At 34.5% G+C, this 20,128-nt stretch carries 15 protein-coding genes; 11 read left to right on the forward strand and 4 right to left on the reverse strand.

Annotated elements, in window-relative coordinates; all coding sequences use genetic code 11:
* Positions 1-153: 153 nt before the first annotated feature.
* The 5 genes from H4V97_RS15885 (at position 154) to hemL (ending at position 6,136) form a co-directional block, all read left to right on the forward strand.
* Positions 154-492 (forward strand): hypothetical protein, encoded by a 339-nt coding sequence (locus H4V97_RS15885; protein WP_196849868.1) that lies wholly within the window; start codon positions 154-156, stop codon positions 490-492.
* Between the two features lie 559 nt (positions 493-1,051).
* Positions 1,052-2,887: a T9SS type A sorting domain-containing protein gene (locus H4V97_RS13120; protein WP_196849869.1), complete on the forward strand. Its 1,836-nt coding sequence runs from the start codon at positions 1,052-1,054 to the stop codon at positions 2,885-2,887.
* Between the two features lie 94 nt (positions 2,888-2,981).
* On the forward strand, positions 2,982-3,878 hold the full coding sequence (locus tag H4V97_RS13125; RefSeq protein WP_209549936.1) for a 1-aminocyclopropane-1-carboxylate deaminase/D-cysteine desulfhydrase: 897 nt from the start codon (positions 2,982-2,984) through the stop codon (positions 3,876-3,878).
* Complete coding sequence (locus H4V97_RS13130; RefSeq protein WP_209549937.1) at positions 3,871-4,827, forward strand: glucosaminidase domain-containing protein; 957 nt, start codon at positions 3,871-3,873, stop codon at positions 4,825-4,827. The genes H4V97_RS13125 and H4V97_RS13130 overlap by 8 nt, the downstream gene beginning before the upstream one ends.
* A gap of 22 nt (positions 4,828-4,849) precedes the next feature.
* Positions 4,850-6,136, forward strand: coding sequence for a glutamate-1-semialdehyde 2,1-aminomutase (gene hemL / locus H4V97_RS13135; protein WP_209549938.1), 1,287 nt, complete (start codon positions 4,850-4,852; stop codon positions 6,134-6,136).
* A gap of 66 nt (positions 6,137-6,202) precedes the next feature.
* Here the strand turns inward: hemL and H4V97_RS13140 are convergent, their stop codons facing one another.
* Positions 6,203-6,673, reverse strand: a complete 471-nt coding sequence (locus tag H4V97_RS13140) for a hypothetical protein (protein WP_196849873.1) — start codon at positions 6,671-6,673, stop codon at positions 6,203-6,205.
* Positions 6,674-6,892: 219 nt separating this feature from the next.
* Between H4V97_RS13140 and H4V97_RS13145 the strand changes: the two genes are divergently transcribed.
* Positions 6,893-8,704: a hypothetical protein gene (locus H4V97_RS13145; protein ID WP_209549939.1), complete on the forward strand. Its 1,812-nt coding sequence runs from the start codon at positions 6,893-6,895 to the stop codon at positions 8,702-8,704.
* Positions 8,705-8,795: 91 nt separating this feature from the next.
* On the opposite strand, the gene H4V97_RS13150 is transcribed toward H4V97_RS13145, so the two are convergent.
* Both H4V97_RS13150 and lysS read right to left on the reverse strand, forming a co-directional pair.
* Entirely contained in the window at positions 8,796-9,317 is a 522-nt protein-coding gene (locus H4V97_RS13150; RefSeq protein ID WP_209549940.1) for a hypothetical protein, read from the reverse strand.
* Positions 9,318-9,527: 210 nt separating this feature from the next.
* Positions 9,528-11,237: a lysine--tRNA ligase gene (lysS, locus tag H4V97_RS13155; protein WP_196849876.1), complete on the reverse strand. Its 1,710-nt coding sequence runs from the start codon at positions 11,235-11,237 to the stop codon at positions 9,528-9,530.
* A gap of 207 nt (positions 11,238-11,444) precedes the next feature.
* Between lysS and H4V97_RS13160 the strand changes: the two genes are divergently transcribed.
* The 3 genes from H4V97_RS13160 to lipB all read left to right on the forward strand — a co-directional run bounded on the left by H4V97_RS13160 (position 11,445) and on the right by lipB (position 14,454).
* Positions 11,445-12,176, forward strand: coding sequence for a hypothetical protein (locus tag H4V97_RS13160; RefSeq protein WP_209549941.1), 732 nt, complete (start codon positions 11,445-11,447; stop codon positions 12,174-12,176).
* Between the two features lie 234 nt (positions 12,177-12,410).
* Complete coding sequence (locus H4V97_RS13165) at positions 12,411-13,529, forward strand: glutathione-independent formaldehyde dehydrogenase (RefSeq protein ID WP_209549942.1); 1,119 nt, start codon at positions 12,411-12,413, stop codon at positions 13,527-13,529.
* Positions 13,530-13,743: 214 nt separating this feature from the next.
* Positions 13,744-14,454 (forward strand): lipoyl(octanoyl) transferase LipB, encoded by a 711-nt coding sequence (gene lipB / locus H4V97_RS13170; protein WP_209549943.1) that lies wholly within the window; start codon positions 13,744-13,746, stop codon positions 14,452-14,454.
* Here lipB and H4V97_RS13175 read toward each other — a convergent pair.
* Complete coding sequence (locus H4V97_RS13175; protein ID WP_209549944.1) at positions 14,443-15,108, reverse strand: ribonuclease HII; 666 nt, start codon at positions 15,106-15,108, stop codon at positions 14,443-14,445. The two genes, lipB and H4V97_RS13175, sit on opposite strands and share 12 nt — an antisense overlap.
* A 197-nt stretch (positions 15,109-15,305) precedes the next feature.
* Between H4V97_RS13175 and H4V97_RS13180 the strand changes: the two genes are divergently transcribed.
* Both H4V97_RS13180 and H4V97_RS13185 read left to right on the forward strand, forming a co-directional pair.
* The gene (locus H4V97_RS13180) at positions 15,306-18,446 is read left to right on the forward strand and encodes a SusC/RagA family TonB-linked outer membrane protein (protein WP_209549945.1); all 3,141 of its coding nucleotides are present in this window, start codon (positions 15,306-15,308) and stop codon (positions 18,444-18,446) included.
* A gap of 11 nt (positions 18,447-18,457) precedes the next feature.
* Positions 18,458-19,933: a RagB/SusD family nutrient uptake outer membrane protein gene (locus tag H4V97_RS13185; protein WP_209549946.1), complete on the forward strand. Its 1,476-nt coding sequence runs from the start codon at positions 18,458-18,460 to the stop codon at positions 19,931-19,933.
* Positions 19,934-20,128 lie beyond the last annotated feature (195 nt).

Genomic DNA, 20,128 nt, shown 5'->3' on the forward strand with positions numbered 1-20,128 from the left:
CGAACTAGATTATTAATTTTAGCTTAAGTGGAGTGTGTGATATTTAAAATTTATTTTTATTGTGTTGACCGTTATGTTATTATTATTGTTTTTAAGCATTTTATTTTTATTACTTTGTAATCTATAATCTTTAACACAAAACCTACCCAATAGATGCTTCTAATTGTCACTAAATATTTAATTCCCAAAGGGTATCGTGGATTGACTGCGTTTCCCTTTGTCTTTGTGAAATATCGGGTCGACAAAGAAGATCAGGTTTTTGTAAATCACGAAAAAATTCACCTCCGCCAGCAAGTGGAATTACTGGTACTTCCTTTTTTTATTTGGTATTTTCTCGAATATCTTGTAAGATTGATTCAGTATAAAAACACTGAAATAGCCTATCGGAACATCAGTTTTGAGCGGGAAGCCTATGCCAATGAACTCAATTTAGAGTATTTAAAACACCGCCCTTTCTTTCGATTTTTAAAATATAATGTCAAAAAGAAGTAGTTATAATCGCACTTACAAATTGTTTTTTTTAGCAAAAAATTGACCGCGAGTTCGCTAATTAAAAAAGAAAAAATTTAATTAGAGAATTCGCGGTTTAAATTTTCTTACCTATTTCTAATCTTTATTCCCGACCTACTTTTACACTGTTTTTATAGTATTAATCTAAAACCTTAGCTCTTATGGTTTAAGGTTTTTTAAGTTCAATTTAAATATAAGAAAATTCATGTAATTTAGTTATAAACATGTATTTCATCGATTTTTATAGCTTTTTAACGTATTTAGTACTCTTGTCAAGCTTTCTTTTGTTGTAACTTTATCAAAAAAAAGAGCCTATTTGTAAATTTTACCCAAATTTTTTTTTATTCCTAAGAATTTGCTGATTAATTAATTCAGCTTCTGTTAATCAATTAACAATCAGATATCTGAAATGTATAATAATTTGCAACCTTGGAATCCAAAAAAAAGCAAAGTGTTCTGTAAAATTCAGATTCATTTTTTACGCAGGTAAAATTACAGTGGAGCATAAAAGTATTTTTAAATTAATTAAATCCACCTGTTTATGAGCACAAAAATACTAAATCGATTATTCCTGTTTATTTTCGGGTTTCTAGTTCAAAATTTTGCAAATGCACAAATGTTTGTTAGTCCAAACACTAACGTTTTTGTTAACAATGAAGTGGTGTATGTGAAGCAGGACTTAGAATTAAATGCGGCAAGTAGTAATTTTTACTTAAGAAAAGATGCGCAATTGCTTCAAGGAACTACAGTTGCCGGAGCCAATAAAGGCTTAGGGAATTTATCCGTTTTTCAAGAAGGATCAACTAATAATTTTCAATATAATTACTGGTGTTCTCCTGTTGGAGGAAATATAGCTACTGCGGGAAATGCTACTTTTGGTATAACGCAATTAAAAGATGTCGCTGATTTAACGACTAGTAATGCCCCAAGTATTTTGGCATCGAACAATTATAACGGCACAGCAAGTCCTTTGGCAATTGCTCCTTATTGGATAAATAAACTCACTCCTTTAAATGGGAATTATAACTGGATTCAAGTGGGTTCAACGGCTACTTTGAATGCTGGCGAAGGTTTTACCATGAAGGGAACATCAGGAACTAATGCCATAACAGTAAATGGGGTTCAAAATAACCCAGGAAGCAAACAACGATATGATTTTAGAGGAAAGCCAAATGACGGTACAATTTCTATTCCTGTCGCAACGGCACAGTTCACTTTAACTGGAAATCCATATCCATCAGCAATTGACTTGTCAGCATTTTTGACCGATGCGACGAATTGTACCGGTATTGCTTATTTCTGGGAACAGGATAAAACAGTAAATTCACATTATATAGCAGACTATAAAGGAGGTTATGGAACATTTTCACCTGTAAGTAGATTAGGAAGCGGCATTTATGTTGCGGCAACTTTTTACTCTTACGATGGATCTGGGAACGAAATAATTTCAACTGGAATGGGGGCTAATTATGAAAGACGCTTTTGTCCTGTCGGTCAAGGTTTTATGATAGACGGCGCCGCTAATGGAACAGTTGATATGAAAAATAGTTATAGAGTTTTTGTTAAAGAAGGTGCTGCAAATTATTCGCAGTTTGAAAAAATTGCAAATAGCACTAAAACTAATGACAGTAATGGAAAATTGGCTGCTGTTCAGTCTGTTTCGGGTTTTGATTATAGTACGGTAACAATAACTCCAACGCCGCAAATTAGGTTTAATACCTTATTAAATAATCAAGGAGTGCGTCAATTAGCGTTGGCTTTTATTCCGGAAGCGACAGACGGGGTGGATCATGCCATGGATGCACTGTCTTCGGGTGATGATTCGAGTGCCGATGTCTATTTTGTTTTGGACGATTCAGAATATATCATTAATGCATTAAAATTTGATATTGATAAAAGCATTCCTATTGGTTTTAAAAATGCCCAAGAAGCTAATTACAAAATTACTGTCAAAGAGATTTTAAATTTTAATGCTGCGAATAATGTTTACTTACACGATAAAACGGCTGATTTATATTATGACATTAAAAATAGTTTTCACGAGATGACCTTGCCTGCCGGAGTCAATAATAAACAATATGAAATTACCTTTAAGACTAAAACTACTTTAGGGCTTAATACGGAAGCCACTCAAAATTTTGTCGTGTACCAAAACAATGCTACTAAAAGTTTAACAATTAATAATGCGTTATTGATGGATCTTGATGCGTGTAGTTTGTATGATGTGGCTGGGAAAATAATTTTTAGTAAGAAGGATTTGGGCGTCAATTCCACTTATAAATTTTCTACATCAGGACTAAGTGACGGTATTTATATCGTTAAACTATCCACAAAGGATAAAATAGAAGTGGGTAAAAAAATTATCATTAAAAATTAAAATTGTAGGAAAGAGCAAAAAAATAGAAGTGCAATATGTTAAGATTGCACTTTTTTTATATATAAATTTTATCTTTGCAGAAAACATACTTGGTTTGAATCAACAAATAGCATTAGAATTTCCAAACTCTATTTCACTGCATATCAAAAGGGAAGATTTGATTCATCCTTTCGTTTCTGGAAATAAGTTTAGAAAGCTAAAGTATAATTTGCTTCAAGCAAAAGCGGAGCATCAGGAAATTTTGCTAACTTTTGGAGGTGCGTTTTCCAATCATATTGCGGCAGTAGCTTTTGCAGGGAAAGAAAAAGGATTCAAAACTATTGGTATTATTCGAGGGGATGAACTGAAGGACAAAATTTCGGAAAATCCAACCTTGACATTTGCTCAAAGCTGCGGAATGCAATTCGAATTTGTTAGCAGAGAATCCTATCGGTTAAAAAACGAAATTCCATTTTTGGAAAATTTAAAACAAAAATTTGGTGATTTTTACCTTATTCCAGAAGGAGGAACCAATGCATTGGCCATCAAAGGCTGTGAGGAAATATTAAATGAAAAAGATGCCGAATTTGATTATATCTGCTGTTCAATTGGAACAGGTGGAACTATATCGGGAATAATTAATAGTGTTTTGCCACACCAAAAAGTTTTAGGATTTCCAGCATTAAAAGGGGATTTTTTAACAGATGAAATTCGTAATATTGTAATAAATAATAATTGGGAATTGCTGACGGATTATCATTTTGGAGGCTATGGGAAAGTAAATAGTGAGTTAATCGCATTTATCAACCAGTTTTTCAAAGAAAATAACATTCCTTTGGATCCTATTTATACTGGAAAGATGGTTTTTGGCGTTATAGATTTAATACACCGGAACTATTTTCCAACTCAATCAAAAATTTTACTCATTCATACTGGTGGAATTCAAGGAATTCAAGGGATGAATATGAAACTAAGAAATAAACAATTACCAACAATCGACATCAATGTTTAAAAAAATTATACTCATTCTCATCCTAATAACTTTAGTAGGCTGTAACGCAGCTAAACCAGTTGTTATCACTACTAAAAAAATGCCTTTGAATCAAAAGAAGGTGATTGTTCATACTACTAAAGTAACAAAAGTAACAAAAGCGCCTATTGCGACAAAAACAATAGCAGCAAAAGCAATAGTTACAAAGACAGCTTTAAAAAAGCCTGTTGTAGAAAATCAGCCAGAACAAGAATATCCTAATCAAATAACGGAAGTAATAGTTTCAACTTCGCAAACGGTAGTTAGTAGTGATGTGGTAGTTAATTATGTCGCTCAATTCAAAAATGTAGCGATGGATAACATGAGAATTTATGGCATTCCGGCTAGTATTGTTTTGGCGCAGGGAATTTTGGAATCAGGAGCTGGAAGGGGTGATTTGGCTGTAAATGCTAATAATCATTTTGGAATAAAATGCCATGAAGATTGGAGAGGCGATACCATAAGACATGATGATGATTCAGATCAGGAATGCTTCAGAAAGTATGATAATGTATCGGAATCTTTCAAAGATCACGCCTTGTTTTTAACCAGTAGAGGGAGATATTCTAATTTGTTTGCCTTGTCAAAAGGAGATTACAAAGGATGGGCAAGAGGATTAAGAACAGCAGGCTATGCAACAGATCCTAAATATCCTAATAAATTGATTTCCTATATCGAGCGTTACAATTTACAACAATATGACAGTGAAGTGTTAGGAATCGAATATAAAGCAATTGAAAAGCAATTAACAGCCAAAATTCCTATGGAGGCGATAAAGAATACAAGTCGGGAAGTAACTTCATATCAGGTTCAAAAAGGCGATACGCTTTATTCTATTTCCAAAAAATTTAACTTAGTACTTGAGGAACTAAAACACAAAAACAATCTTAGGGACAATTCCGTTTCAGTCGGGCAACAACTGAAAATCTAAAATTATAAATTTAAAATTTAAAATGTTATATACAAGAAGTAGTCAGCTTTTTGCTGAAGCAGAAAAAGTAATTCCTGGAGGTGTAAATTCGCCCGTAAGAGCCTTTAAAGCAGTGGGTGGAACCCCAATTTTTGTCAAAAGTGCCAAAGGTGCTTATTTGTATGATGAAGATGGAAATCGCTTAATTGATTACATTAATTCATGGGGGCCAATGATTTTAGGCCATGCTTATGAACCGGTTGTACAAGCCGTAATTGAAAAAGCAAAATTAGGAACATCTTTTGGAATGCCTACAGAATTAGAAACGCAAATTGCAGCCTTAGCCGTTTCTATGGTTCCAAATATTGATAAGATAAGATTCGTAAATTCTGGGACTGAAGCTTGTATGAGCGCCGTAAGACTGGCTCGCGGATTTACCAAAAAAGATAAAATAATTAAATTTGCAGGTTGCTATCACGGCCATTCTGATTCTTTCCTGATTCAGGCGGGAAGTGGTGCAATTACTTTCGGGTCACCAAACAGTCCTGGAGTTACTGCTGGTACCGCAAAGGATACGTTATTAGCAAAATACAATGATTTAGAAAATGTTGCCACATTAATTGAAGCTAATAAAAACGAGATTGCCGCGATTATCGTTGAACCTGTTGCAGGGAATATGGGTTGTATTCCGCCTAATAGAGGTTTTTTAGAAGGCTTACGCCAATTGTGTACAGACAATGATATTCTATTAATTTTTGATGAAGTAATGACGGGATTCAGACTCGCAAGAGGAGGAGTTCAGGAATTGCTGAATGTGAATGCCGATATGGTGTGCTTCGGGAAAGTAATAGGAGGAGGATTGCCGGTAGGAGCATTTGCTGCCCGCGCAGAAATTATGAATTATCTGGCTCCATTAGGACCGGTTTATCAAGCGGGAACATTGTCAGGAAATCCATTAGCAATGGCTGCGGGACTGGCAATGTTACAAGCGTTAGATGCTGATCGAGCAATTTTTAAAAGATTAGAAGAAAAAACTGCTTATTTGGCCGCAGGAATCGACAAAGTATTGAAAGCGAACAACGTTGTTTTTACAATCAATAGGATTGGATCTATGATTTCAGTTCATTTTGACGAGGCTCCGGTAGTTGATTTTCAAACGGCTGCGAAAGGAGATAATGAAACCTTCAAAAAATTCTTCCATGGTTTATTGCAAGAAGGGATTTATATCGCCCCATCGGCTTATGAGACTTGGTTTATTACTGATGCATTATCTTATGAAGATTTAGATTTTACCATTCAAGCAGTAGACAAAGTTTCCAAAACATTTTAAACGAAAAAAAGACCCAAATTTGGGTCTTTTTTTATGAAATAAGATGAAATATTTCAAGTAAATGGATTATTTTTTGTCCTCCATATTTGCTGGTTTCCCGTTTTTATGGCGCATCATTCTGTTTTTCATTCCGTGATGTCTTTTCCCTTTCATGTCTTCCCATTTTTTAAATTGTTCTTGATTAAGAATTTTTTTCATTCTTTCTTTCATAACAATTTGTTCATCTAACATCTTGTTTTTTCTTGCAAACAGTTCATCAGAAGTGAGTTTTTTACCAGCCTCTTTATTGGCTTTCATTTCCATCATTCTTGCTTCTCTTTTGGCACTATTCTCAGCAATGATTTTACCCATTTCTTTTTGTTGTGAAGCATTTAAATCCAACTCCAATGTCATTTTTTTTAACATCAGTTGATTTCGCTGTTCTGGAGTAAATTTTTCCATTTCAGCTCTATCATGTCTTTTACCTGTTTCTTTTTTGTCTTGAGCAAAGCTTGTCATTCCAACAATTAACAATGCAGCAATAATTAATCTTTTCATTTTTATTGTTTTTAAATTATACTAATAAGACGAGGATAGTTAAGTAAGGTTTAATTGTTAACAAAAGTTTATAGTTTCTATTCTTGAAGAATTCCCATTGACTAGTCTCATAAAACAGTGTGGTTTTCAATGAAGTAAATAGTACTTCATGATATTTATCAGTTTTTAAACTGTTTTGTTTATCGAATTTTGTGCTTTGTTTAATAAATCATCAAACGCATGAAAACAACTAAACCGTTACATACTTTCCATATACCAGTGATGGGACTTGCTTACACCATAGACAGTCCAATTCGCGTGGCAAAATATGGTATATCCTCTGTGATTTCGATTATAGACGATGATCTTATCGAAAAAATGAATGCTTTTTACAGCGAAAAATTTAGTCTTCCGTATCAGGAGATTTCTCAAAAAATGCACGATTATAGGGCAGAGCGTATTACGTCGTATCTAAATTTGGTTGACAAAATCGTAAAAGATAAATTCGAGAATTTCAAGAATGAACTGGCTGAAAGTAAATTGGCATTAGAGAATTATATCGCCATGTTACCGAACAAATCCGAGATCAAAAAAGGACTTCAGCATCTAATGGATGACGGAATTACTTTTAAGGAAAATATCAAGAATTATCTTGAAAAAAACTTGATTGTAGGTGAGATTGATGTCAATATCATGACCAAGGTCGATAAGGATAATTTCATTAAGGACGAACAATTACCAGTAGCTTTCAATGATGCTCATGCTTCACTTCGTGGTTTTGCTAATAGCACGTTGACTTCTTCGGTGGTGCTTTCAGCAGGTATGAATCCTAGACTGTACAGTTATTTTGAGAACTTCGATGTCTTTTTTCCAGACAACACCAATACTTTGAAGAAGAAAATTATTCTAAAAGTGAGTGATTTCCGTTCGGCGATGATACAAGGGAATTTTTTGGCCAAAAAAGGACTTTGGGTTTCTGAATACCGAATCGAATCCGGATTGAATTGTGGTGGACATGCTTTTGCTACTGAGGGATTTTTGTTAGGTCCAATTTTGGAAGAGTTCAAGAATAAAAAAGAGCAATTGATTCAGTCGGCACATGATTTAATGGTGAAGGCGCTGGCGCAAAAGGGAATGCACGTTCCTGAAAATCCATTGGAATTAAAAATTACCGTTCAGGGTGGCGTGGGTACAGCCGAAGAGCACGACTTTTTATTGGATTATTATCATGTGGATTCTGTGGGTTGGGGTTCTCCATTTTTATTGGTTCCCGAAGCTACTTCTGTTGATCAAGCCACAAGGGAATTATTGGCAAAAGCCAAAGAAGAAGATTTGTATTTGAGTCATATTTCTCCTTTGGGAATTCCATTTAACACCTTAAGAGGAACAACGAATGAGCATTTAAAACTAAAACGTATTCATGATAATAATGCGGGAAGTTCTTGTCCTAAAAAGTTTTTGGCGTTAAGCAAAGAATATGGGGCTAAAGGAATTTGTTCTGCTTCCAAAAAATTTCAGGATTTAAAATTGGAGGAGTTGGACACCAAGAAAGATACTTTGACTGCCGAAATGTTTGAAAATGCAAAAAATAAAATCACCGAAAAATCGTGTCTTTGTGTTGGTTTAGCCAATGCTTCCTATCTGGAAAATGAGATCAAGATTAAAGGACAGGCGCAAGGTGTAGTCATTTGTCCGGGACCTAACATGGCTTATTTTGACCATGAAGTTTCACTTTCTAAAATGGTGCAGCATATTTATGGAAACACTTCGGTATTGAATGTTAAAAACCGTCCGAATATGTTTGTGAAAGAATTGAAAATGTATGTGGATTATTTGAAAAATGAAATCGCAACTGTTTCTGCCGAAATAACTGCCCCGCAAATTAAAAAATGGAATTCCTTTAAAAATAATTTGATAGAAGGAATTGGGTACTATCAATCCTTATTTTCTTCTTCATTTTCTTCTCAAACCAATGTTAATAGTATTCATTTGCTAGACTTTTATAAAGAGGAATTGTTTGGAATAAAAATTCCTGAACTGGAATTGGTTTAAATAGAAATCGGCTTGAAATTATTCAAGCCGATTTTTTATTTCCTAATAATGAATTAATGTTTTTATTATTTATCCTTTCGCAAAAGTAATCTTAGAAATGCAATGCAAACCCAATATTAAATTGTAAACTGTTGTCGTAATATTGTTTATGTGTAGCCATATTATAGCGAATTCCAGGTTCAATACTTACATTTTTTCCTAAAAATAAGGCGTAACCTACTTGAGCACCAACATATGTTGGATTAGCATCTGCATTACCAAAACCTACACCGTTATACGAAAGCTCAACAGGAATCATACTTTTAAAATAATATTTGGCTCCAATTTTATAAGCAATAGGTTCATTTTCTCCTGCTATACCATTATCACCATAACCTAATCCTAATTTAAGCGCCAGATTGTTTTTGATGAAATAACCGCCCTCGACTCCAATGTTGTAAGCAGTAACACCGTCAGAAGAAGTTAGGTACAATGAGGTAGAACCTACATTTTTACCAAATCCAGTATTTACTTCTACGAGCCATTTCCCTTTTGAAACTTGGCCTTCTTTTGCTTGACCATTTGCAAATCCAAATGCAAATAACGCAAGTGCAGCTAAAATAATTTTCTTCATATTTATTTGTTTGTTTTTTGTTCAAACAAAAATAGAATTAAAACTTATTTAAATAAGAAATTTATGACATATTTAACTAAAAGTAAATTTTTAAAAAATCATACTATCAACTTGGTATCGTAATATAGACATATTGCAATATGAAGTATTTTCATAAAAAAAGGAGCTCCAATTTGAAGCTCCTTTTTTTTATATATTTCTCGAATAAACTTATTCCTTCAATCGACAAGCTTTACTTTCCCCAACAACCACAACTTCGGTCATTCCCAAAGAAGATAAGTTTTTCATGGCTTTATCCCATTTTTTACCACTCAATTCTGATTTGATTTTTAGTAACCCAAAATCCATTTGGTTTTCATTGGTTTTCAACAGCGCAACAATCAATTTCTCGTCATCTTCCAATTCAATTTGAACTTGCTTTTTCTCTGGTCGCATTTGAGGAAACAACAATACTTCTTGAATAGAAGCATTATTTGTCAAATACATAATCAAACGGTCCATTCCTATTCCCATTCCTGATGTAGGAGGCATTCCATATTCTAAAGCTCTCAAGAAATCTTCATCGATAATTCCCGTGGCTTCATCATCTCCTTTTTCAGCCAAACGCATTTGGTCTTCAAAACGTTCTCTTTGATCAATTGGGTCATTCAATTCCGAATAAGCATTTGCCACTTCTTTACCACAAACCATTAATTCAAAACGCTCTGTCAATTCCGGATTATCGCGGTGTGATTTACACAAAGGCGACATTTCCTTTGGATAATCAGTGATGTAAGTAGGCTGAATATAATTTCCCTCGCATTTCGCACCAAAAATCTCATCGATCAATTTTCCTTTCCCCATTGTAGCATCCACGTCAATTCCCATGCCTCTTGCAGCATCAAAAAGTTCAGTTTCACTTTTTCCAGAAATATCAAAACCAGTAAAATGTTTGATAGAATCCGTCATCGTAACACGAGCATAAGGTGCTTTAAAGCTAATTTTGTGTTCTCCAAAAGTAACTTCGCTAGTTCCATTTACAGCAATTGCACAATATTCCAGCAAATCTTCGGCAAATTTCATCATCCAATTGTAGTCTTTGTAGGCTACATATATTTCCATAGCGGTAAATTCCGGGTTGTGCGTACGATCCATTCCTTCGTTACGGAAATTTTTCGAAAACTCATAAACTCCTTCAAAACCACCAACAATCAATCTTTTTAAGTACAACTCATTCGCAATACGCATGTATAAAGGCATATCAAGCGAGTTGTGGTGTGTGATAAAAGGACGCGCTGCGGCACCACCAGGAATTGGTTGTAAAACAGGAGTTTCCACTTCAAGATATCCTTTGTCATTAAAGAAAGTACGCATGGCATTGAACAATTTTGTTCTCTTGATAAACGTTTCTTTCACATGATCGTTCACCGTTAAATCCACATAACGACGACGGTATCTTTGTTCTGGATCAGCAAAAGCATCGTGTGTTTTTCCGTCAGCATCCGTTTTTACAACAGGAAGTGGTTTCAAGGCTTTTGCCAAAACTGTCAATCCATACACATGGACCGAGATTTCACCCACTTGCGTTTTAAAAACCGTTCCGCGAACCCCAATAAAATCGCCAATATCCAATAGTTTTTTGAAAACCACATTGTACATCGTTTTCTCCTCATCAGTCGAAATATCATCTCTCGAAACATAGATTTGAATACGTCCTTCAGCATCTTTCAATTCTGCAAATGACGCCTTTCCCATGATACGCTTACCCATCAATCGTCCTGCTAAAACAACTTCTTTCCCTTCGTACTTCTCGAAATCGGCTAGGATTTCGCTGGAATAAGCGGTGGTAATAAATTCGGCTGCTGGATAAGGCTCGATGCCTAAATTGCGTAATTCGGTAAGTGCTTCTCTACGTAATATTTCTTGTTCGGATAATGCCATTTTATGCTGTTTTTAAGAGCACAAAGATACTGTATAAGTAGCAAAGTAACAAAGTGCTAAAGGTTTTTTGGAGTTATTTCCAGCTTTCCGTTGCAATCTTTTTATTTTTGGCAGCAAAAATAAAAAGGATTTTCACTTTAATCTGGGCTAGAAATTGTAGTTATTATTTTACATTTGGCAAAAAATAACGATTTAAAACCATAAAAATTGAAAAATAAAATTTACGTCTTTATACTTTTAGTTATTCTAACAACAAGTTGCCAAATCACCGAAACCATCCATCTAAACCAAGACGGTTCCGGAAAAATAGAAACCGAATCACTTCGCGACGAACACAGTTACATGCAATTAGCGGGTGAAAATTATTCCAAAGAAGAAAAATTCGAGGATACAACTTACGTTTTCAAGGATTTTATAACGAAATATTCCGAGACATTTTTAAAACTTCAACCATCTGAAAAAGCAATTTTTCAAAAGTTTTCAAACGTAAACGTTCACATCAAGAAAAGTTCCTTCGAGAAAGAATTTCGAACAAAAATCAATCAAAACTTCAATAAAATTTCTGCAGTTCCGGATTTATACAAAACTCAGGAATATGCGGATGATTTAGAGCATAATTACGCACTAAGCGCCGAAGAACATTATTATAGTGTGAGTTATGCTTTTGACGGGAGTCTTTTTAAAAGAATAGTGAAAATCACAGATCCTGTCGAATTAAAAAAACAACAGGATAAAATTGCAACATTGAAAACCCGAGTTTCCAATTTTAAAATCAATCAGCCGTATGTTTTAAAATATCATTTTCCTCGAAAAATAAAATCGGTTTCAAATCAAAATGCTAAAATAAGTGAAGATAAAAAAGCATTGGAATTGCAATTTCTTATAACAGATTGTTTGGTAAATCCTGAGAGTACTAATCTAGAGGTTTTCTTAGAATAACTAACAGAACTGAGTGTTGTTTTTCAAGGCTGAATTGAGCTGCCAAAAATCAAAAAATTTTTTAAATGTCTGAAAATTAAATATATGTAAAATTATCTCTAACTTTAAGTTCTTTAAAATTCATTTAAAATCGCATCCCTTATTCCAAGTTTAAACGGAGGTGATTTTAGGAAATAAGTAAACAATTTAAATAAAGATAGTATGAAAGCACTTGTTTATTTCGGTCCTCGAGACGTGAGGGTGGTACAAATGCCGGATGCCAAAATTGAGCAACCGACGGATGTATTGGTTAAAGTAACCACAACTAATATTTGTGGATCAGATCTTCACATGTACGAAGGGAGAACAGATATGGAATCTGGAAGAATTTTGGGTCACGAAAACATGGGTAAGGTGGTTGAAGTTGGCAAAGCGGTAACTCAGATAAAAGTAGGAGATATGGTTTGTCTTCCGTTTAACATTGGATGCGGTCATTGTCAAAATTGTGAACGCGGCTTAACTGGTTTTTGTCTCACAATGAATCCGGGAACTGCCGGTGCTGCTTATGGTTTTGCGGGAATGGGACCTTACAGCGGGGGTCAGGCTGAGTACTTGCGTGTACCTCATGGCGACTTTAATTGCCTAAAATTACCCGAAGACGCCATCGAGAAGGAAAATGATTATGTGATGCTATCGGATATTTTCCCTACTGGATATCATGCCACGGAATTGGCTGGTGTAAAGCCAGGAGACTCTGTGGTGATTTATGGCGCAGGTCCGGTTGGACTTATGGCGGCACATTCAGCGAGTATTAAAGGAGCCAGTAAGATTATGGTTGTTGACAATCATCCTGACCGATTGAAGCTCGCTGAAAAATTGGGAGCTATCCCTATTGATTTTTCAAAAGGTTCAGCGGTTGAGCAGGTTTTGGAGCTAACCAAGGGCAAGGGCGCCGATAAAGGTTGCGAATGCGTAGGCTACCAGTGTTGTGATAAACATGGTAATGAACATTCTAATATAACGATGAATGAACTCGTACAAGCAGTAAAAGCTACAGGTTCAATAGGGGTAGTGGGGGTTTTTGTTCCCAAGGACCCGAAATCCAAAGAAGATTTACAGAAAGAAGGGCATATGGACTTTGACTTTGGCCAATTCTGGATGAAAGGACAGCGAATAGCAACTGGACAGGCAAATGTAAAATCCTATGATCGTCAGCTTTGTACATTAATTTCTGCTGGTAAAGCTACACCATCATTAATTATTTCACATGAACTTTCACTGGACGAGGCTCCTAATGCTTACAAACATTTTGATGCTCGCGATGAAGGATGGACAAAAGTAATACTGAAACCAGAGATGGATAAAAGTAAATAAAAAACGTATAATTATAGGAGGTATTCAACACAAAGGGAAAACGAAAGGTGTAGTGCCCTGTTTTGTGAACCAAATTTAGTAATTAAATGGGGTAATGTAATGCTATGTAAATAGATTATATCATCCCTTTTTTGCGTAGTCTAATTTCCAATATTCTACATTCATGTTTCAAACTTCGTATCTTTGCCACGCTGAAACTTTGCAATTCACAAAAATGAACAAAATAATCCAACTTCAAGATTTAGGAAATAAAGATTACAAAGCGACTTGGGAATACCAAGAAGAATTGTTTAGAGAAATCGTAGATTTAAAAATCAGGAATAGGAGAGAGGAACTTGAACTTGAGACTCCAAACTATTTTTTGTTTGTCGAACATCCACATGTGTATACGTTAGGAAAAAGCGGGGATTTATCTAATTTATTATTATCGGAAAAACAGCTTGAAGCCAAAGGAGCGACTTTCTATAAAATCAACCGTGGCGGTGATATTACTTATCATGGGCCAGGCCAAATTGTAGGGTATCCTATTTTGGATTTAGAAAATTTCTTTAGTGATATTCATAAATACTTACGTTTTTTGGAAGAAGCCATTATCCTCACTTTGGCTGAATACGGACTAAACTCTGGACGAAGCGAAGGGGAAACGGGAGTTTGGCTAGGCGCTGGAACACCATTTGCCAGAAAAATTTGTGCGCTCGGTGTTCGTGCTTCCCGTTGGGTCACCATGCATGGATTCGCCTTAAACGTAAATGCTGATTTGGGTTATTTTGATAACATTATTCCGTGTGGTATTCGCGGAAAAGCAGTTACTTCATTAAACGTGGAACTCGGTGTTGAAAAAGTAAATGAAGAAGAAGTGAAAGAAAAAATACTGAAACATTTCACGGAGTTATTTGAAGCAGAAATCCTAAATCTAAAATCCTAAATCTAAAATATTTTTTTCCGGCAACAATCGAAACGTCATTCGATGGTATTTAGTCACGCCGTATTTTCTAATTGCTTCACGATGTTCTTTGGTGGGATATCCTTTATTTTGTTTCCAATTATATATTGGGAATTCCTCATGAATGCGATTCATGTAGTCGTCTCGATAAGTTTTTGCCAAAACGGAAGCCGCCGCAATACTCATATATTTCGAATCTCCCTTTACAATACTGCAACTCGGAATAGAGGTCAGGATCTCAATTTCAGCATCAGTGAAAATTTTTCCGCTTGAATTTTTTATTCCTTTTTTTCTAATGAAAGGGCTGTTTCCATCAACAATTATATATTCAGGTTGTGGATTGAGTTTTAAAACACATTCTTGCATTGCCTTTATGGATGCATTCAATATGTTGATGGAGTCAATTTCTAATGGTTCAAGATGAGTTACGGCGAACGTAATGGATTGTTGCTCGATAATAGGTCGTAATTTTTCTCTGGTTTTTTCGGATAGTTGCTTACTGTCATTAAGAATTTCATTCACAAAATCAATTGGAAGAATTACTGCTGCTGCTGTAACTGGTCCGGCAAGGCAGCCACGTCCGGCTTCATCAGTTCCGGATTCTAAATTTGGTGTTAAAAAATAAGGGCTTAACATTAAATTAATTTTGGCAAAAATACAAGTTTATGACTTAATATCTACTCATAAATTCATTTTCTGAAGCTATAGTTTAGTTATTCTCTTTTTTTTATTTAAAACTGTGTTGAAAAGTAATTCTATTATTATTTAAAAACCTTTGTTTCTTTAAGAAATAATTATGATTTTTGCCGAATAACTAATTCAAATAATTTAATATGAGATTGAAATTCAAATGGGTTTTTTCGCTATTACTAGCGTTATCTATGCAGTTTTCTTTTGCCCAAGAGAGAACTGTTTCGGGTGTTGTTTCAGATGGGTCTGCACCTATCCCTGGAGTAAATATTATTGTTAAAGGTGCAAAAACAAGTGTGCAAACTGATTTGCAAGGAAAATATGCTATAAAAGCAAAGACTGGAGACGTTGTGGTTTTTTCTTTTGTAGGGATGCAAGATGAAAGCGCTATTGTTGGTGCTTCTTCAATTCTAAATGTAAAAATGGACCAGGTAGGTAAAGCATTGGAAGAGGTCGTAATTGTAGCGTATGGTAAGGCGAAAAAGAGTTCCTATACTGGTTCTGCTACGCAAATTAAATCAGAAAAGTTGGAAAATAGACCTTTAAGTAATGTACTTTCGGTTTTAGAAGGTAGTACATCTGGAGTACAAATTCAGAGTTCAGCAGGGCAGCCAGGTTCAGCACCTGCTATAAGAATACGCGGATTTAGCTCAATAAATGGATCTAATAGCCCTTTGTATATTGTAGATGGTGTTCCGTTTGCTGGAGATATTAGCACTTTAAATTCAAATGATGTTGAAAGTTTAACTGTTTTGAAAGACGCTTCTTCGACATCGCTTTATGGTTCTAAAGCTGCAAATGGAGTAATTATTATTACTACAAAAACAGGGAAATCATCAAAAGATAAAATTTCGTTAAATGTTAGTCAAGGTCTTATTTCTAGATCTATAAAGGAATATGAAAGAGTAAATGCTTTCGATTACTATCCTTTAGAATGGGAAGCAATTAGAAACAGTCGTCCAATGGGAACACAAGCTCAAATTGATGCGGCAAATTTATATGCTTCAGGTAGGGTTCCTGTTGTATTGGTGACAAATCCTTTTAATGTTCCAAAAGCTATTATTGTCGGAACTGACGGAAAATTAAACCCAAGTGCACAATTATTGTACCCTCAAGATTTAGATTGGGCTAAACAATTAGAAAGAGCAGGAGTTCGCAGGAATACGGATCTTTCTTATCAAGGTAAGTCAGAAAGATCTAATTATTTTGCTTCTTTAGGAAATTTGAAAGAGGAAGGGTATATAAAAGGATCAGATTTTGAAAGAACCACTGGACGTTTGAACGTAAATTCAAATCTTAAGGATTGGTTTAAAACAGGAATAAATCTATCGGGAACATTAACAAAATCAAATTTAGCGGTTGATGGTGTCGATAATACAAGTTCTTTTAATAATCCTTTTAGGACGATCAGATATATGGGGCCTATATATCCAGTTTTTGATCATACTGCAAATGGAGATTATTTATTAGATGCTACAGGTAACCAAGTATATTCAACTGTTCGTGGATCAGGTGCGTCTAATGGTAGAAATGTTGTTTATGAGACACTAAATAATACGGATATACAAAAAGGATTGGCTCTTTCGGCAAGAACTTATTTTGAAATAAAATTTTTAAAAGATTTCAAATTCACTGCTAATGCGTCTATTGATAAATCTTATTTTAATAGAACATATTCTTGGAATACTTTGATAGGAGATGGAGCTCCTTCTGGTTTAATGTCTAAAGAAAATAGGATATTAACGGGTATAACTTATAATCAATTACTAGATTATTCAAAAAAGATAGATAAACACAATATCTCGGTATTAGTAGGGCACGAAAGCTTTGATTACGAAAGAAATTGGACTACAGGTACAAAAACTGGTCAAGTTACTCCAGGTAATCCAGAGTTTATTAATTATGCTACGACTACTGATTTATCGTCCTATACAAGAAATTATGCAACAGAATCTTATTTCTCTAGAGTTGGATATGATTATATGGATAAATATGTTTTATCAGCATCTTTACGTAAAGATGGATCTTCAAAATTTGCTAAAGATAATCGTTGGGGAAATTTTTGGTCAATTGGAGGCGCTTGGATTATAAATAAAGAAAATTTCCTTAATAATAGTTCTTGGGTCAACGATTTGAAATTAAGAGCTTCAATTGGAGAAGTAGGAAATGATTCACATACTGATAATGGTGGTTTAAATTTTTATGTAAGTCAGCCTACATTTAGTTTAGGTAATGATAATGGAAGTGAAGGAGGAGTTGTTACTAATGCTGCCGGTGCACCAAACTTGAAATGGGAGGTTAATACTCAAAAAGACGTAGCGGTTGAGTTCGGGTTATTTAATAACAGACTTAAAGGAAGTGTTGAATATTATAATAGAAACACCGATGGACTTATTTTCTCTGTGCCCAATCCATTATCTTCAGGACTAGATAATAGAGTAGAAAACATTGGTTCTATGTTTAACAAAGGCTTTGAAGTTTCGTTAGACGGAACAATTCTTAAAACTAGTGATTTTGCATGGAGTCTAAATGTAAATGCATCTACGATCCATAATGAAATCACAAGTTTACCTCAAAAAGAAATTATTACAGGGACTAAAAAATATACTGTAGGTAGTTCGATCTACGATTACTGGTTGAGAGATTGGTATGGTGTTGACCCTGCAGATGGGTATGCTTTATATGTATCAGATCCATTGTTAATGGCTACTAATGATCCAACAGGTAGGGTTGTTAATGGTGTAAGTGTTACTACAGATCAAAACAAAGCTCAATATCATTATGCGGATTCTGCTATTCCAGATTTATTTGGTAGTTTTGGTAATACGATTAAATACAAAGGATTACAATTAGATGTTATGTTTTCTTACCAAATAGGAGGTAAGATGTATGATTCAAATTATCAAGCATTAATGCATTCAGGTAATAATTATGGTTCAGCTTTAAGTACAGATATTTTGAATAGATGGCAAAAAGCAGGAGATATTACTGATGTTCCTAGGTTAGATGTAAATAGAAATACGCAATCCTCTGCTGCTTCAGATAGATGGTTAAAAGGTTCGGATTATTTATCTTTGAGACAAATTAATTTGTCTTATAAAATGCCTTCTGATTTAATTTCTAAATTAGGTGTAGATAATGCTACTGTATATGTAAATGGTGAAAACCTATTGCTATTCACAAAACGTATAGGAATGGATCCAAGTCAGACTTTTAATGGGACTACTCAAAATAGATTTACCCCTTCTAGAATAATTACTTTAGGGTTTAATTTAAATTTTTAAATTTTAATATTATGAAATCAAATTATATAAAACTGATATTCTGTACAATATCAATAGTTATGTTGGCTTCTTGCTCAGATGATTTTTTGGACAAAAAGCCTACGGAATTTGTGGATTCTGATGCTGCAACCAAAACAACAGCAAATTTAATGACAACCTTAAATGGTATTCATAGATCTTTGTATATTCAATATGATGGTCTACAGAATCAAGGCGGTATAGGTGGAATAATGCAACAAACAGATATTGTTGGTGAGGACATTGTTTTTCCTGTAACAAATGGCTGGTTTTTAACTGTGTATAACTGGAGTGGATTGAATAATGAAAACTCTGGAGATGTTTTGTATCCATACAGGACTTATTATAGAATAATTAGAAATGCAAATACAATAATCAATGCAGTTGATAATGCTACAGGCTCTGTTGCAGAAAAAAACATTGTAAAAGGTCAAGCTTTGCTTTATCGTGCTTTTTGCCATTTTCAGTTAGTTCAGATATATGGGAAAAGATATGTAAATGGTGCAACTAACTCTCAACCAGGTGTTCCAATTATCCTGACAGTGGGTAGTGATAATTTTCCAAGATCAACTGTTGAAGAAGTTTATACTCAAATTAACAAAGATTTAGATGAAGCAAATACTTTGCTAATCGGTTATGTAAAACCAAATAATTCTCATTTAAACTTGAAAGTTGCACAGGGGTTAAAGGCTCGTGTAGCTTTAACTCAAGGACAATGGGCAGTTGCTGCTGACTACGCTAATAAAGCAAGAACTGGTTTGAGCCTGATGTCTATTCCGGAATACGGGGCTGGGTTCAATGATTATACAAATAAAGAATGGATGTGGGGAAGCCATATTAATGAAGTACAGACGTTGTATTTTGCTAATTTTGGAGCTTATATGTCTCGTAACTTTAGTTCAACAGTAATTCGTACCTGTCCGAAGGCAATTAATAGTAAGTTGTATAATTTGATTCCATCAACAGATGTGCGCTCTACTATTTTTAGTAAAACTGGACAACATCCAAATATTACACTTGTAGCTGCTGCTTCTAAATACCCATATACGAGTCAAAAATTCTTAGCGATAAGTACAGGAGATAGTAGATGTGATGTTCCTTATATGCGCACCGCTGAAATGTATCTTATTGAGGCTGAAGCAAAAGCAAGGTTAGGGCAAGCTGATGCCACTACTGTACTTTTCAGTTTTGTGAAAAGTAGAAATCCTTCATATGTGTTGTCTGCCAATACTGGACAAGCATTAGTGGATGAAATCTTACTACAAAGAAGAATTGAGTTATGGGGTGAAGGATTTAGATTTTTTGATTTAAAAAGAACAAATTCTCCATTAGACAGAACAGGGGCTAATCATGATCCTGCAATTGTAAATGGAGTTTTAAATGTTTTGCCAACCGATAAAAGATGGCAATGGTTAATCCCGAAAGCTGAGATCAATGCAAATCCTTTAATTGTTCAAAACGAACTTTAAAATATTTTGAATTAATTAAAATGTCAAGAAAACTCGATTACTTTAAGTAATCGAGTTTTTTATTTTTAATGTCTTATGGTTCTTATTAAACGATATAATTCAATTATAAATAATGGGTTTGGATTGTCGAGTTTAATTAATTCATACCTTTTTATAGAGGGGGATATTATTTAACTGTGGCATTAGTATTCGTAC

It is taken from the genome of Flavobacterium sp. CG_23.5, assembly GCF_017875765.1.
Classification (GTDB): domain Bacteria; phylum Bacteroidota; class Bacteroidia; order Flavobacteriales; family Flavobacteriaceae; genus Flavobacterium.

What these genes read in the sequence shown, in the direction of transcription:
- H4V97_RS15885 (WP_196849868.1), top strand. Translation starts at nt 154, where the DNA reads ATGCTTCTAATTGTCACTAAATATTTAATTCCCAAAGGGTATCGTGGA.
- H4V97_RS13120 (WP_196849869.1), top strand. Translation starts at nt 1,052, where the DNA reads ATGAGCACAAAAATACTAAATCGATTATTCCTGTTTATTTTCGGGTTT.
- H4V97_RS13130 (WP_209549937.1), top strand. Translation starts at nt 3,871, where the DNA reads ATGTTTAAAAAAATTATACTCATTCTCATCCTAATAACTTTAGTAGGC.
- hemL (WP_209549938.1), top strand. Translation starts at nt 4,850, where the DNA reads ATGTTATATACAAGAAGTAGTCAGCTTTTTGCTGAAGCAGAAAAAGTA.
- H4V97_RS13140 (WP_196849873.1), bottom strand. Translation starts at nt 6,673, where the DNA reads ATGAAAAGATTAATTATTGCTGCATTGTTAATTGTTGGAATGACAAGC.
- H4V97_RS13145 (WP_209549939.1), top strand. Translation starts at nt 6,893, where the DNA reads ATGAAAACAACTAAACCGTTACATACTTTCCATATACCAGTGATGGGA.
- H4V97_RS13150 (WP_209549940.1), bottom strand. Translation starts at nt 9,317, where the DNA reads ATGAAGAAAATTATTTTAGCTGCACTTGCGTTATTTGCATTTGGATTT.
- lysS (WP_196849876.1), bottom strand. Translation starts at nt 11,237, where the DNA reads ATGGCATTATCCGAACAAGAAATATTACGTAGAGAAGCACTTACCGAA.
- lipB (WP_209549943.1), top strand. Translation starts at nt 13,744, where the DNA reads ATGAACAAAATAATCCAACTTCAAGATTTAGGAAATAAAGATTACAAA.
- H4V97_RS13175 (WP_209549944.1), bottom strand. Translation starts at nt 15,108, where the DNA reads ATGTTAAGCCCTTATTTTTTAACACCAAATTTAGAATCCGGAACTGAT.
- H4V97_RS13180 (WP_209549945.1), top strand. Translation starts at nt 15,306, where the DNA reads ATGAGATTGAAATTCAAATGGGTTTTTTCGCTATTACTAGCGTTATCT.
- H4V97_RS13185 (WP_209549946.1), top strand. Translation starts at nt 18,458, where the DNA reads ATGAAATCAAATTATATAAAACTGATATTCTGTACAATATCAATAGTT.